At 72.9% G+C, this 13,073-nt stretch carries 14 protein-coding genes and 1 pseudogene; 6 read left to right on the top strand and 9 right to left on the bottom strand.

The features are described from left to right. Positions 1–113 (top strand): annotated as a pseudogene (locus VMF51_RS25925) (IS30 family transposase); the annotation flags it as partial. 48 nt (positions 114–161) lie between these two features. Here the strand turns inward: VMF51_RS25925 and VMF51_RS00010 are convergent. Beyond that, the gene (locus VMF51_RS00010; protein WP_325472327.1) at positions 162–734 is read right to left on the bottom strand and encodes a TetR/AcrR family transcriptional regulator C-terminal domain-containing protein; all 573 of its coding nucleotides are present in this window, start codon (positions 732–734) and stop codon (positions 162–164) included. Between the two features lie 102 nt (positions 735–836). On the opposite strand from VMF51_RS00010, the gene VMF51_RS00015 reads away from it, so the two are divergent. The 3 genes from VMF51_RS00015 to VMF51_RS00025 are packed head-to-tail and all read left to right on the top strand — an operon-like array spanning position 837 to position 2,750. After that, positions 837–1,436: a biotin transporter BioY gene (locus VMF51_RS00015; RefSeq protein ID WP_325472328.1), complete on the top strand. Its 600-nt coding sequence runs from the start codon at positions 837–839 to the stop codon at positions 1,434–1,436. A 2-nt stretch (positions 1,437–1,438) separates the two neighbouring features. Continuing rightward, positions 1,439–2,131, top strand: coding sequence for an ABC transporter ATP-binding protein (locus VMF51_RS00020; protein WP_325472329.1), 693 nt, complete (start codon positions 1,439–1,441; stop codon positions 2,129–2,131). 7 nt (positions 2,132–2,138) lie between these two features. After that, on the top strand, positions 2,139–2,750 hold the full coding sequence (locus VMF51_RS00025) for a CbiQ family ECF transporter T component (protein ID WP_325472330.1): 612 nt from the start codon (positions 2,139–2,141) through the stop codon (positions 2,748–2,750). Between the two features lie 4 nt (positions 2,751–2,754). Here VMF51_RS00025 and VMF51_RS00030 read toward each other — a convergent pair whose 3' ends face one another. From VMF51_RS00030 to VMF51_RS00040, 3 genes are all read right to left on the bottom strand, one after another. Beyond that, complete coding sequence (locus VMF51_RS00030) at positions 2,755–3,273, bottom strand: GNAT family N-acetyltransferase (RefSeq protein WP_414689423.1); 519 nt, start codon at positions 3,271–3,273, stop codon at positions 2,755–2,757. Then, positions 3,267–4,667, bottom strand: a complete 1,401-nt coding sequence (locus tag VMF51_RS00035) for an amidase (protein WP_325472332.1) — start codon at positions 4,665–4,667, stop codon at positions 3,267–3,269. Before VMF51_RS00035 ends, VMF51_RS00030 begins: the two co-directional genes overlap by 7 nt. 194 nt (positions 4,668–4,861) lie before the next feature. Then, positions 4,862–5,413, bottom strand: a complete 552-nt coding sequence (locus VMF51_RS00040; protein WP_325472333.1) for an NAD(P)H-dependent oxidoreductase — start codon at positions 5,411–5,413, stop codon at positions 4,862–4,864. A 128-nt stretch (positions 5,414–5,541) separates the two neighbouring features. Between VMF51_RS00040 and VMF51_RS00045 the strand changes: the two genes are divergently transcribed. Then, positions 5,542–6,150, top strand: coding sequence for a helix-turn-helix domain-containing protein (locus tag VMF51_RS00045; protein ID WP_325472334.1), 609 nt, complete (start codon positions 5,542–5,544; stop codon positions 6,148–6,150). On the opposite strand, the gene cimA is transcribed toward VMF51_RS00045, so the two are convergent. The 5 genes from cimA to VMF51_RS00070 form a co-directional block, all read right to left on the bottom strand. Further along, positions 6,128–7,732, bottom strand: coding sequence for a citramalate synthase (gene cimA / locus VMF51_RS00050; protein WP_325472335.1), 1,605 nt, complete (start codon positions 7,730–7,732; stop codon positions 6,128–6,130). The two genes, VMF51_RS00045 and cimA, sit on opposite strands and share 23 nt — an antisense overlap. Before the next feature lie 193 nt (positions 7,733–7,925). After that, positions 7,926–9,575, bottom strand: coding sequence for a serine/threonine-protein kinase (locus tag VMF51_RS00055; protein ID WP_325472340.1), 1,650 nt, complete (start codon positions 9,573–9,575; stop codon positions 7,926–7,928). 79 nt (positions 9,576–9,654) lie between these two features. Continuing rightward, complete coding sequence (locus tag VMF51_RS00060; RefSeq protein WP_325472336.1) at positions 9,655–10,731, bottom strand: branched-chain amino acid aminotransferase; 1,077 nt, start codon at positions 10,729–10,731, stop codon at positions 9,655–9,657. Between the two features lie 89 nt (positions 10,732–10,820). Further along, a complete protein-coding gene (locus VMF51_RS00065) occupies positions 10,821–11,894 on the bottom strand; it encodes a 3-isopropylmalate dehydrogenase (RefSeq protein ID WP_325472337.1) in 1,074 nt (357 codons plus the stop codon). Between the two features lie 10 nt (positions 11,895–11,904). After that, the gene (locus VMF51_RS00070; protein WP_325472338.1) at positions 11,905–12,042 is read right to left on the bottom strand and encodes a hypothetical protein; all 138 of its coding nucleotides are present in this window, start codon (positions 12,040–12,042) and stop codon (positions 11,905–11,907) included. 391 nt (positions 12,043–12,433) lie between these two features. Here VMF51_RS00070 and VMF51_RS00075 point away from each other — a divergent pair, with 391 nt between their 5' ends. Next, entirely contained in the window at positions 12,434–13,003 is a 570-nt protein-coding gene (locus VMF51_RS00075; protein ID WP_325472339.1) for an O-methyltransferase, read from the top strand. The last annotated feature ends 70 nt before the right edge of the window (positions 13,004–13,073 follow it).

Here is a 13,073-nt window from a genome sequence, read left to right on the forward strand (position 1 = left end):
AGGACCTCGAACGCATCGCCGCGACCCTCAACAAGCGACCCCGCCCTACCCTGGGGCTCAAGACCCCAGCCCAAGCGCTGGCCGAGCTCCTGTCGAACCCGACAGCAGCATGAACGTTGCTTCCACCGGTTGACCCCGCTGCAGAACTTCCCCCGAGAACGTCAGGCTCTGCCCGCGAACTCCTCGGTGGCGCGGGCGCGGATGCCGTCGACCACGATCGCCAGCCCGAGCGCGAACTCCGAGGCCTCCCGGGGCGGGTCCGCGATGGCGCCCGCGCTGCCGGCCTGGAGGTGGGTCTGCTCGTCGGAGACGTGACCGAAGACGAAGTGCAGCAGCGTCCGCGCGGCGATCGGCACCAGGTCGGCGGGCAGGTCGCCCGAGGACAGGGCCGCGCTCAGGGCGTCGTACGGCGCCCGCGCGCCGAGGCCGAAGGCGTGCACCGTCGCGACCAGCTCGGCGCCGTCGCGGTAGGCCAGCATCGCGTCCCGCAGTCCCCCGCAGACGGCGGCGACCCGCTCGTCCCAGGTGCCCTCGTCGCTCGCTCGGACACCGCGGGCGAGGAGCTCGTCGGCCACGGCCGCGAGCAGCAGCTGCTTGTTGGCGAAGTGGTGGTAGAGCGCGCTCGGCTGCACGCCCAGCTCGGCACCGAGACGCCGCATCGACAGGTCGGCGAGTCCGTAGCCGTCGAGGACGGCGATCGCCCGGTCCACGACGTCGGCCCGACTGTTGCGCACACCACACTCCGTCCCGTGGCCGTTGACGACCATCGGCCCCGACCCTAACCTGAACGCCGTTCACCTGACCACTGTTCAGGTCCGTACGACGAAGGATCTCCCATGACCGTGACCGACGACACCACCGCGCCGGCCTCCACCCGCCCCCGGCTCTCCGCCACCGACCTCGCCCTCGTCGCGGCGTTCGCCGCGCTGATCGCCGCCTGCACCCTCGTCGGCGGCATCCCCGTCGGCGGCGCGGGCGTCGAGGTCACCCTGCAGACCTTCGCGATCACCCTCACCGGCGCCCTGCTCGGCGCCGTGCGCGGCACCCTCGCCGTCGCGCTCTACCTCGCCCTGGGCGCCGCGGGCCTCCCGGTCTTCTCGGGGCACTCCGCGGGGATCGGCGTCTTCACCGGGATCACCGCCGGCTACCTGTGGTCGTTCCTCGCGGTCGCCTTCGTGACCGGCCTGCTCGTCCGGTACGCCGCGCGCGGCCGGCGTACCTCCGCCCTGATCGTCTTCCTGTGCTGCCTGCCCGGGGTCGCGCTGAACCACTTCTTCGGCACCCTCGGCATGGCCGTCTTCTCCGACGTCCCGTTCCGCACCGCGGCCAGCTGGGACGCGCCGTTCTGGCTGGGCGACATCCTGAAGGCCGCGGTCGTCGGCCTGGTCGCCGCCGAGGTGCACCGCGCCTTCCCGCGGCTCCTCGAGCGCCGCTGAGCGTGCCGACCCTCGAGCTCCACGGAGCCGGCGTCACCGTCCCGACGGTCGCCGGCGACCGGGTCGTCCTCTCCCCCACCACCCTCACGCTGACCGAGCGCCGGATCGGCGTGGTGGGGGCCAACGGCTCCGGCAAGTCCACGCTGGCCCGGCTGTTCAACGGGCTCGTCACGCCGACCGCCGGGCGGGTGCTGGTCGACGGTCTGGACGTGGCGCGGCGGGGCGCGGAGGTACGCCGCCGCGTGGGCTTCGCGTTCACCGACCCGTCGGCCCAGCTGGTGATGCCGACCTGCGTCGAGGACGTGGAGCTCTCGTTGCGTCGCCAGGAGCGCAACGGCGAGCGCCGCGAGCTGGCGCTCGCCGTACTGGAGCGGTACGGCCTCGCCGACCACGCACACGACAGCGTGCACAGCCTCTCGGGCGGGCAGAAGCAGCTGCTCGCGATGGCCGGCGTTCTCGCCTCCGAGCCCGCCGTGCTGGTCGCCGACGAGCCGACCACCCTGCTCGACCTCGCCAACACCCGCCGCGTCGGCGACCTCCTCCTGGGGCTCGACCAGCAGCTCGTGCTGGTCACCCACGACCTCGAACTGGCCCGTCGCTGCGACCGGGTCCTGGTGGTCGCCGACGGCGCGGTGCGCTTCGACGGCGACCCCGACGCGGCGATCGACGACTACGTGAGCTCGGCGCTGGCGTGAGTCTGCGATGAGCAACCTGCTGCTGATCGGCGTCCACCAGCCGGGCGACACCGTGCTGCACCGACTGCCCGTCGGAGTGAAGATGAGCGCGCTGGCGGCGTACAGCCTGGCCGTGGTCGTCGTGCGCAGCCCCACCTGGTCGTGGGTCTTCCTCGCCCTCGCGCTGGTCGCCGCCTTGGCCGGCCGGGTCCAGCTGGGCACCCTGGCCCGGGCCGCCCGCTCCGTCGCGATCATCGCGGTCGTCGTCTCGGCGCTGCAATGGTGGCTCTACGGACTGCCCAAGGCGGTCGAGACGTTCGTCGACCTGCTCGCGCTGGCGCTCGCGGCCGTGGTGCTCACGGCGACCACGGCCGTCAACGCGATCCTCGACGCGCTGGTGCGCTGGCTCGGCCCGTTCCGCCGAGTCGGGGTGAACCCCGAGCGGGTCGCGCTCGCCTTCAGCCTCGCACTGCAGGCACTCCCCGGCACGCTCGCGCTCGCCGTCGAGACCCGCGACGCCGCCCGCGCCCGCGGACTCGGCCGGCACCCGCGCGCGTTCCTGACTCCGTTCGTCATCCGGGTCGTCGCCCGCGCCCACGAGACCGGCGACGCGCTGCAGGCGCGCGGCCTCGGCGACTGAGCGGCTACCAGACGTCGCCGGCGCGGTGGTCGCACGCGATCGGGGCGTCTTGGTCGAGGCCCTCGCCACCGAGCACGTAGATCGAGCCGTCGTCGTCCGGCGTGGGCTCGGGCCCCGACGGTCCGAGAACGGACGTCGGGCCGCGCCACAGCCGCCAGCCCCGCGCCTCGTAGAGCGGGATCCCCTCGTCGGACGCGCTGAGCGCGAGCACGTCGTACACCGGCGCCAGGGCCTCGAGCGCCGCCATCACCTCGGCGCCGTACCCGCGACGACGGCGGTCAGGCCGGACCGCCACGCCCTCGACGTACCCGGTCCGCAACGAGCGGCCGCCGACCAACAGCCGCCGCATGACCAGCGAGCCGTGGGCGACGAGGACCCCGTCCTCGCGGACCAGCGCGTGCTGACCGCCGAGCCCGTGCTCCCAGTCCTGGTCGGAGAAGTCTCCGAAGGCGGCGTCGAGGAACGCCCGGATCTCCGTGAGCTCGACCGCGCTCAACTGGGCCGTGTGCCGGGTGGTCACCATCCGGGCGGCCTCCGGTCCGCCCACGGCGCTGCGACCTCGACCTGAGCGGCGAGGGACAGCAGCAGCTCCTCCTCGGCCGGACGAGCGGCGAGCATCACCCCGACGGGCAGGCCGTCCGGCGTCTGGTGCAGCGGTAGCGAGACGGCGGGCATGCCGGTGACGTTCCAGGCGGAGGTGTACGGCGTGAACCGCTTCTGCGCCTCGAAGTCCGCCGCCGGGTCGGCGTCGTCCCGGATCGCGCCGACCGGCAGCGGCGGCGCGGCCAGCGTCGGCGTCAGCACCGCGTCGTACGGCGCCAGCGCGGTCAGCGCGTCGGCGGCGTACCGGCGCATCGCCCCGATCGCCAACGCGAAGTCCGGGGCGCTGACCGCCCGTCCGCGCTCGGACAGCCAGCGGGTGAGCGGGCGCAGCAGGTGCTCGCGCTCCGGTGGGACGACCGACAGCGCGGTCAGCACCGCCCAGCAGGTCTCGAACACCGGCACCGCCTCGCGGGGCAGCGGCACGGCGACATCGACGACCTCGTGGCCGAGCGACTCCAGCAGGCGGGAGGCGTCCTCCCATGCCCGCCGACACTCCGCGTCGAGTGGAGTGTCGGTGATGACGGGTTCACTGAAGCGAGCGATCCGGAGCCGTCCCGGGTCGCGGTCGCAGGAGTCCAGGAAGCTCGAGGAAGGAGGTGGCGCCCAGGCAGGATCCCCCACCCGACGACCGGCGAGTGCGTCCAGCATCGCCGCCGCGTCGCGCACGGTCCGGGCGATCGGCCCGGCCGTCGCCAAACCCACCGGGTCCCCGTACATCGGGAACCCCGAGATCCGCCCGCGGCTCGGCTTGAGACCCACCAGCCCGCAGCACGACGCCGGGATCCGGATCGAGCCGCCGCCGTCGGAGCCCTGGGCCACCGGCACCAGCCCCGCCGCCACCGCCGCCGCGGCGCCCCCGGAGGAGCCGCCCGCCATCCGGGTGCGGTCCCACGGCGTGACCGCGGCCGGCCGCCCCTCGGGCTCGGTGTAGCAGGGCGAGCCGAACTCCGGCGTGCTCGTCTTCCCGAGGCTCACCATCCCGGCCGCCTCGAGGGCCAGGGTCACGCCGTCGCTGACCTCCGGCACGTGGTCGGCGAACGCTGCGGACCCGAAGCCCGTGGGCACGCCCGCGGTCAGGTTGAGGTCCTTGATCGCCGTCGGTACGCCGTACAGCTGACCCGCCTGCTCGGGGACGTCCGCCAGCGCCGTCGCGCTCTTCCGGGCGCGCTCGGCCGTGAGCGTGACGAACGCGCCGACCGAGTCGAGTCGGTCGGCGCGTTCGAGGTAGTGCTCGACGAGCTCGGTCGGCGACACCTCCCGGCGGCGCACCAGCTCGCCCTGCTCCAGCGCGGTCAGGTCGTGGAGTTCGCTCACGACCCGAACCTAGGGCATCTTTGCCCGTTCGGAACGCCTGCTGCGCGGGTCTCCACATCCGATCTGGCGGCGTTGTCACCGACTCGTCGGGACTCCGTCCCGCCTTCGCGGCTCCGCCTTGCCAGATCGGCGCGGAACCCCGCTCGCGACGGCGCCGAACAGACAAACACGCCCTAGCGGGCTGGACCAGCCGCTCAGGCAGCGCTGGAGGGAGCGGCGTCGTAGTCGACGAGCGAGCGCAGCGCGGCCTGCAGCTTGGCCTGCACCTCGGCGTCGGCGAGCACGTCGACCTCGACGCCGGGCTGCGAGACGGTGACGTCCTCGAGGACGACGGCGCCGGCGATGTTGGCCGAGCGGTTGGCGTCGGCGTGCGCCCAGCGGCCGCCGTACGGGGTCGGGGTGGTGCCGACCACGGCGAACGGCTTGGCGACCAGCGCGCCGGCGCCGTACGGGCGGGAGAGCCAGTCGATGGCGTTGTTGAGCACGGCGGGCATGGTGCCGTTGTACTCGGGGGTGACGACGAGGACGCGGTCCGCGCCGGCGACGTGCGCGCGGATGCGGGTGGCGGCCTCGGGGGCCTGCTCGCCGTCGATCTCCTCGTTGTAGAACGGCAGCTCCTCGAGGCCCTCGACGATGTCGAGGACGACGCCCTCGGGCGCCTCGGCGCCGAGCTTCTCGGCGAGCTTGCGGTTCAGGGAGTCGGCGCGGAGGCTGCCGACGAGGACGGCGACGCGGGTCTCGGACATGGGTGCTCCTGGTTCTGGTGCGGAACGGTCACGGGGCAAAACGGACCCTAGTCCGCTTTCTATTCCCGGTCTAGCCCAGGTAAATCCCCCAGCCAGGGACGGCCCGGCTCCCTAGAGTGGGGCGCGCCATGTCCGAGCCCCGCCTGCTTCCGCTCCTCGACGCTCCCCCGACCGAGCGCCGGGACGCGGCGCGCAACCGCGAGGCGCTGATGTGCGCCGCGGCGGAGCTCGTCGCCCTGCACGGAGCGCACGCCGTCACGATGGACGCCGTCGCGGCCCGGGCCGGGGTGGGCAAGGGCACGGTCTTCCGGCGCTTCGAGTCCCGCGAGGGGCTGATGGGTGCGCTGATCGACCAGGCCGAGACCGACTGGCAGGCGTCGGTGATCTCCGGGCCACCGCCGCTCGGCCCCGGGGCCGACCCGCTCGACCGGCTGCTGGCCTTCGGCCGGTCGCGGATCGAGATCACGCTCCGCCACGCCGACCTGCTGCGCGAGGCCGGCTGGATCAGCCCGCGGTCGTACGCGGCGTACTCCTTCACCGCGATGCACGTGCGCTACCTGCTCGCCGAGCTCGGCGTCACCGGTGACCTGCCGCTGCTCGCGACCGCGGTCCTGGCACCGCTGGAGGTGCCGATCCTCGACCAGCAGGTGCGGATCGAGGAGTTCCCGGTCGACCGCGTCTACGAGGGCTGGGTCGACCTCGTCAACCGGGTGGTCAGGCCGGGTCAGCAGGCCTGAGCCGCCGCAGGCCGAAGGTCAGCCCGTCGACCAGGGCGCCCCAGGACGCCTCGATCACGTTGGCGCCGACACCGACGGTCACCCACGACGACTCGCCGTCGGTCGTCTCGATCAGCACCCGGGTGATCGCGTCGGTGCCGTGGCCCTGGTCGAGGATCCGGACCTTGTAGTCGATCAGCTCGAACTTCGCGACCTGCGGGAAGGCCTGGCCGATGGCGCCGCGCAGCGCCTGGTCGAGCGCGTTGACCGGACCGTTGCCCTCACCGGTGACGACGTACCGCACGCCCTCCGCTGTGAGCTTCACCGTCGCCTCGGAGACCGCCTCCTCCCCCGGACGGGCGTTGCTCGGGGTCTCGGTGATCACCCGCCACGACTCGACCTCGAAGTACGACGGCCGCGCGCCCTCGACCTCCTCGACCAGCAGCAGCTCGAACGACGCGTCCGCCGCCTCGAAGGTGTAGCCGCGCGACTCCAGCACCTTGACCCGGTCGGTGATCCGGCCGACCAGCTCCTTGTCGCCGCTGAGGTCGAAGCCGAGCTCGCGACCCTTCAGCTCGATCGACGCGCGGCCGGCCATGTCGGAGACCAGCAGCCGCATGTCGTTGCCGACGTCGAGCGGGTCGAGGTGCTGGTAGAGGAACGGGTCGACCTTGATCGCGCTGGCGTGCAGGCCCGCCTTGTGCGCGAACGCCGAGGTGCCGACGTACGGCTGCCGGCTCGCGGGCGGCACGTTGGTCACCTCGGCGACCGCGTGCGCGATCCGGGTCGCGTCGCGCAGCAGGCCGGGCGGCAGGACCTTCCGGTCCAGCTTCAGCTCGAGGTTCGCCACGACGGTGACGAGGTCCGCGTTGCCGGTGCGCTCGCCGTACCCGTTGATGCAGCCCTGGACGTGCGAGGCGCCCGCGTCGACCGCGGCGAGCGAGTTAGCGACCGCGCAGCCGCTGTCGTTGTGGGCGTGGATGCCGACCCGGCCACCGGTCGAGGAGACCACGTCGTGGACCACGTCGGAGATCCAGGACGGCAGCATCCCGCCATTGGTGTCGCACAGCGCGACGACCTCGGCGCCGGCGTCGTATGCCGTGCGCAGGACCTCCAGCGCGTAGTCGCGGTTGGCGCGGTAGCCGTCGAAGAAGTGCTCGGCGTCGAGGAAGACCTGCTGCCCCTCGGCCCGCAGGTGCGAGACGGTGTCGTGGACCATCGCGAGGTTCTCCTCGAGCGTGGTCCGCAGCGCCAGCTCCACGTGCCGGTCGTGCGACTTCGCCACCAGCGTCACGACCCCCGCCCCGCTGTCGCGGAGGGCGGCGACCTGCGGGTCGTCCGCCGCGCGTACGCCGGCGCGCCGGGTCGCCCCGAACGCGGCGAGTCGCGCGTGCTTGAGATCGAGCTCCTGTGCCGCCCGGCGGAAGAACTCGGTGTCCTTGGGGTTGGCGCCCGGCCAGCCGCCCTCGATGTAGCCGACGCCCAGCCCGTCGAGCTGCCGGGCGATCGCCAGCTTGTCGGCGACGGAGAGGTTGAGCCCCTCCTGCTGCGCGCCGTCGCGCAGCGTCGTGTCGTAGACGTGGAAGGGGCCGTGCAGGTCCATCGGGTTCTCTCTCGGTGCGGGGGTCCGGGCACAAAAAAACCTCTCGGGGTGCGAGAGGTTGGCGCGTCGAGGGGCTCGACGCGCTAAGGAATGATGATGCGGCACTGCTGCATGCCGACCATGGTGCCATGACGGGCACGCCGCGGACAGGGCGTGTCCGGATCCGGTCTTGTCCGGCCGGTCGTCGCGCGGGTCAGCGCAGCGGGTTGGTCCAGCCGGCCGGGTCGCCCGAGGGTCCCCATGCGGTGCCGTCGCCGGCGATGAGGGCCAGCCCGGCCGCGAGCAGTCCCAGCACCACCAGCGCGACGGCCCAGCGGCGTACGTCGGAAGCGAGCGGGTGCACGACCCGGGCGAGCGGCGAGCGCACCCGCGAGCCACCGGGACCGGACCAGAGCGACGCCGCCAGCACGGTCCCGCACACGAACAGGCCGACGGGCACGGTCGCCGCGACCGCGTAGCAGACCAGCCCGCCCGCCACCGCGAGCCCGGCACTCCACAGCACCAGCATCAGCGTGCCGGGGATCGAGCGGACCAGGTCCCAGGGCGCGCCGATGAGGAACTGCGCGCCGTCGTACCACCGGCGGCCGCGCAGGCGTCGCCGGTCGCCGGCCTTGCTGGCCGCGAGCGAGCCGCTGCGGAGCACCCACACGAGCAGCAGGACGACGATCGTCGCCCACCAGGGGTACGCCGCGATCCCGGCCCCCGCCGCGACCGCGGCGAGGACGAGCAGCGTCCCGCGCCGGAAGCGCTCCGCGAAGGTCGTCGGCTCGGGCTCCGCCGGCCACGCGCCGTCCTGCTGCTGCCACCAGTCCTCGGGCCAGACCTGCTGCGGGGGCGGGCCGTCCGCCGGCAACGCCTGCGTGGAGTACTCGGTCTCGCGCCGGGTGGGCGGCGGCAGCTCGTCCTGGAGCTCGGCATCCGGCCACCGGTCGGTCGGGTCGTCGGCGACCGCCGAGGCCGAGGCGATCGCGAGGGGCAGCGTGTAGACGTCCTCGGCGACGGGCGTCGTCGGCACCGGTCCACGGGCACCGGCGCGGGTCGACTGCGGACGCAGCCAGGCCAGCAGCTGGCCGAGCCGCGGCCGCCGGGCCGGGTCGGGGTCGAGCGCCGACTCGACCACGCCGCGCAGGCCCTCGGGCAGCCCGGTGAGGTCGTGCTCGCCGCGGCGTACCCGGTCCATGATCGCCATCGACGGGCCGCGGCCGAACGGCGCGCGTCCGGTGCCGGCGTACGCGACGGTCGCCGCCCACGAGTGCACGTCGGAGGCGGCCGAGGCGTCCTCGCCGTACAGGATCTCGGGGGCGAGGTAGCCGGGCGTGCCGAGCAGCCAGCCGGTGTGGGTCAGCTTGGGGTCGTCGGCCACCCGGGCCAGGCCGAAGTCGATGAGGATCGGGGTGCGGCCCTCCATCAGCACGTTCGACGGCTTCACGTCGCGGTGCAGCACGCCGACGGCGTGCACCGAGGCGAGGCCCTCCGCGAGGCAGCCCGCGAACCAGAGCAGGTCGCGTCCCTCGATCGGCCCCTCCTCCACGACGTGGTCGTGCAGGGAGAGCCCGGGGACGTAGCGGGTGGCGACGTACGGGACCGGCGCCCACGGGTCGGCGTCGACGATCTCGGCGACCCAGCGACTGCGGATCCGCTCCAGCGACGACACCTCGCGGGCCAGCCGCGCCCGGGCCTCGTCGTCACCGACGATGTGCGGGCGGAGCACCTTCAGCGCGACCCGGTCGCCGTCGGCGTGCCGGGCCAGGTGGACGACGCCCATGCCGCCCTCGCCGATCTTGGCCAGCAGCGTGTAGTCACCCACCGACATCCGGGGGGCGGGCGCCTCGGGGCGCGGCATGCTGCTCACGAGGGCAGGCTACCCGCGCGCACCTCCGCGGCGGGGTACGACGCGGGCCGCCCGTCGCCGGGGCGGGATGTCACACCAGGCGCTTCATCCAGCCGAAGGTGTCCGCGGAGCGGCCGAACTGGATGTCGACCAGCTCCTGGCGGATCCGCTTCCACAGCTCGTCGCCGCCGGTGGGTGCGGCGACCTCGCCGCCGTCCCACTTCAGCGAGCCGACCGGAGTCACGACCGCGGCGGTGCCGCAGGCGAAGATCTCGGTGATCTCCCCGGAGGTCACGCCGTCCTTCCACTCCTGGATGGAGAACTTCCGCTCCTCGACCTGGTGGCCCAGCTTGCCCGCCAGCTCGATGATCGACGAGCGGGTGATGCCCTCCAGGATGGTGCCGGTCTCGGGGGTCACGATGCGGCCGTCGGCGTACACGAAGTACATGTTCATGCCGCCGAGCTCCTCGACGTACGTGCCCTCCTGGGCATCGAGGAAGACGACCTGGTCGCAGCCCTGGGCCGAGGCCTGCTGCTGCGCGACCAGGGAGCTGGCGTAGTTGCCGCCGGTCTTCGCGGCGCCCATGCCGCCGCGGCCGGCGCGGGTGTAGTCCTCGGTGAGCCACAGCGAGACGGGCTTCAGGCCGCCCTTGAAGTAGGAGCCGGCCGGGCTCGCGATCACCATGAAGGTGACGTGCTGGGACGGGCGGACACCGAGGAACTTCTCGGAGGCGAACATGAACGGCCGCAGGTAGAGGCTCTTCTCGCCCTCCGCGTCGGGCACCCAGCGCTGGTCGATCTCGACGAGGGCCTGGACGGCCTGGACGAAGTCGTCGATCTCGAGCACGGGCAGTGCGAGCCGGTGGCTGGAGCGCTCCATGCGCGCGGCGTTCTCCTCCGGCCGGAACGACCAGATCGAGCCGTCGGCGTGCCGGTAGGCCTTCATCCCCTCGAACGTCTCCTGCGCGTAGTGCAGGACGGCCGTCGCGGGGTCGAGCGACAGCGGGCCGTACGGCTCGATGCGGGCGCCGTGCCAGCCGGCCTCCGGCGTCCACTCGACGGTGAACATGTGGTCGGTGAAGTGCTGGCCGAAGCCGGGATCGGCCAGGATCTCCGCCAGGCGCTCGTCGCTGACAGGGGCGCTCGAGCGCGTGGTCTGGATCTGCATGGACATCAAAATATCTCTTCCGTCTGAGAAATGGCGAGGAGGCCCGGACGCGCTGACGCGCACCGGGCCTCCAGACGTCGGGGTGCGCGTCAGCCGGCTACTCGGGCGGCGATCGCGTCGCCGATCTCGGAGGTACGACGGGTCGCGCCCGGCGTACGCTCCGCCAGGTCGGCGACGACGGCGTCGTCGATGGCCTTCGCGGCCTCCGCGTGGCCCAGGTGGTCGAGCAGCAGCGCCGCGGAGAGGATGGCCGCGGTCGGGTCCGCCTTCTGCTGGCCGGCGATGTCGGGGGCCGAGCCGTGGACGGGCTCGAACATGCTCGGCGCCGTCCGGTCGGGGTTCACGTTGCCGGAGGCGGCCAGGCCGATGCCACCGGAGATGGCGCCCGCGAGGTCGGTGATGATGTCGCCGAAGAGGTTGTCGGTGACGATCACGTCGAAGCGCGACGGGTCGGTGACCATGAAGATCGTGACCGCGTCGATGTGCAGGTAGTCCGTGGTCACCTCGGGGTACTCCGCCGCGACCTCGTTGAAGATCCGCCACCACACCGATCCGGCGTGGACGAGCACGTTGGTCTTGTGGACCAGGGTGAGCTTCTTGCGGGGGCGCCGCTGGGCGCGGGCGAACGCGTCGCGGACGACGCGCTCGACGCCGTACGCCGTGTTGACCGAGACCTCGGTGGCGACCTCGGCCGGCGTACCGACGCGCAGCGCACCGCCGTTGCCGGTGTAGGGACCCTCGGTGCCCTCGCGGACGACGACGAAGTCGACCTCCCCCGGAGCGGCCAGCGGGGAGACGGCGCCGGGGAAGACGCGCGTGGGCCGCAGGTTGACGTAGTGGTCGAGCTCGAAGCGCAGCTTGAGCAGCAGGCCCCGCTCGAGCAGGCCCGGGGGCAGGTTCGGGTCGTTGGGCTTGCCGCCCACCGCGCCGAGCAGGATGGCGTCCTGCGCGCGGAGCTCGGCCAGCACCGAGTCGGGCAGCACCTCGCCGGTCTCGAGGTAGCGCTCGGCACCGAGCTCGTAGCGGGTCTGCTCGAACTTCACCCCGGCCGGGGCCGCTGCCTCGAGGACCTTGAGTGCCTCCGGGGTCACCTCCTGGCCGATGCCGTCGCCGGGGATGACGGCGAGGTTCACGCTGCCGGTGCTGGTGGTCGAGTCGCTCATGGGGCCAACGCTAGTTGTCGTCGGGACGCTGGCCGCCGTTGTCCCGCAGGTCGAGCGAGCGCTGCACCGCGGCGGCGACGTTCTCGTGGCTGTTGGGGTTCTCGGGGTGGTGCTGCGCCGGTCCCCAGTCGGGGTACATGTCGTACATCGGGATGCTCCTTCTCGTGGTGTCTCGTTCGTGGGTGTTCGGCCCGACAGGCCTGGAACGAAGACACTCCGGACGAGAGGTTCCCGGCTCGTGGATCGCACGAGAGGAGGTCGGCCATGCGGGTGCGGATCGCGCGACGCTGCTGGCGTCCCGCCGCGGCGGTGTCTTCGATCGAGGCCTGTCGGAGATCCGACAGATGGTCGAGAGGCCCGCAACGCCGAACACCGCGGCGAGGTGGCCTCTCTCTTAGGCCTCGCCGCGGCAGTCGATGAGTACGAAGACGCTCCGCATGGTGAATGAACCCTAACCCTGCTCAGCGGACGCCCGCCACCGGTTTCCGGATTGTGTCCGCCATCCGGGACGACGCTCTCGGAATGGAAGACTCGCGGCCATGAGCGCACCGCCCGACCTGCCCGATGTCGTCTCCCGAGCGTTCTCCGTGTCCCGCAAGGCGGGCTACGTCTCCTTCTGCCGCAACGAGACCGGGCGGCTGCTCGCGACCCTCGCCGCCACCCGCGGCGGCACGATGGCGGAGTTCGGCACCGGCTGCGGCGTGGGCACCGCCTGGCTGCGCTCCGGCGTACGCGGGACGGAGGCGCGGATCGTGACCGCGGAGCTGGACGGTCAGCTCGCCAAGGCCGCGAACCAGATCTTCGCCGACGACCCGCAGGTCGAGGTGCTCGCCGCCGACTGGTCGACCCTGCTCGACAAGGGGCCGTTCTCCCTGCTGTTCCTCGACTCCGGCGAGCCCACCGAGGTCGGCGTCGACGCGATCGCGGACCTGGTCGAGCCGGGCGGCATCGTCGTACTCGACGACTTCACGCCGTGCGAGGTCTGGCCCCCGATCGCCTACGGCCGCGTCGACACGCTGCGCGAGCAGTGGCTCACGGACCAGCGCTTCACCGCCGTCGAGGTGCTGGTCGCCTCCGACGCCTCCGCCATCATCGCCACCAAGCGCTGACGCCGAGTCGGCAGTAGTTACGCGTCGAGTCGGCAGAACTTGCCGACGCTGTGTCAGCAAGTTCTGCCGA

The organism is Nocardioides sp., assembly GCF_035503875.1.
GTDB lineage: Bacteria > Actinomycetota > Actinomycetes > Propionibacteriales > Nocardioidaceae > Nocardioides.

Bases quoted from the DNA above. Each gene is read 5' to 3' on its own strand.
- VMF51_RS00025 (WP_325472330.1), top strand. From the start codon at position 2,139: ATGAGCAACCTGCTGCTGATCGGCGTCCACCAGCCGGGCGACACCGTG.
- VMF51_RS00070 (WP_325472338.1), bottom strand. From the start codon at position 12,042: ATGTACGACATGTACCCCGACTGGGGACCGGCGCAGCACCACCCCGAG.
- VMF51_RS00045 (WP_325472334.1), top strand. From the start codon at position 5,542: ATGTCCGAGCCCCGCCTGCTTCCGCTCCTCGACGCTCCCCCGACCGAG.
- VMF51_RS00075 (WP_325472339.1), top strand. From the start codon at position 12,434: ATGAGCGCACCGCCCGACCTGCCCGATGTCGTCTCCCGAGCGTTCTCC.
- VMF51_RS00065 (WP_325472337.1), bottom strand. From the start codon at position 11,894: ATGAGCGACTCGACCACCAGCACCGGCAGCGTGAACCTCGCCGTCATC.
- VMF51_RS00060 (WP_325472336.1), bottom strand. From the start codon at position 10,731: ATGCAGATCCAGACCACGCGCTCGAGCGCCCCTGTCAGCGACGAGCGC.
- VMF51_RS00030 (WP_414689423.1), bottom strand. From the start codon at position 3,273: ATGGTGACCACCCGGCACACGGCCCAGTTGAGCGCGGTCGAGCTCACG.
- VMF51_RS00015 (WP_325472328.1), top strand. From the start codon at position 837: ATGACCGTGACCGACGACACCACCGCGCCGGCCTCCACCCGCCCCCGG.
- VMF51_RS00040 (WP_325472333.1), bottom strand. From the start codon at position 5,413: ATGTCCGAGACCCGCGTCGCCGTCCTCGTCGGCAGCCTCCGCGCCGAC.
- cimA (WP_325472335.1), bottom strand. From the start codon at position 7,732: ATGGACCTGCACGGCCCCTTCCACGTCTACGACACGACGCTGCGCGAC.
- VMF51_RS00055 (WP_325472340.1), bottom strand. From the start codon at position 9,575: ATGCCGCGCCCCGAGGCGCCCGCCCCCCGGATGTCGGTGGGTGACTAC.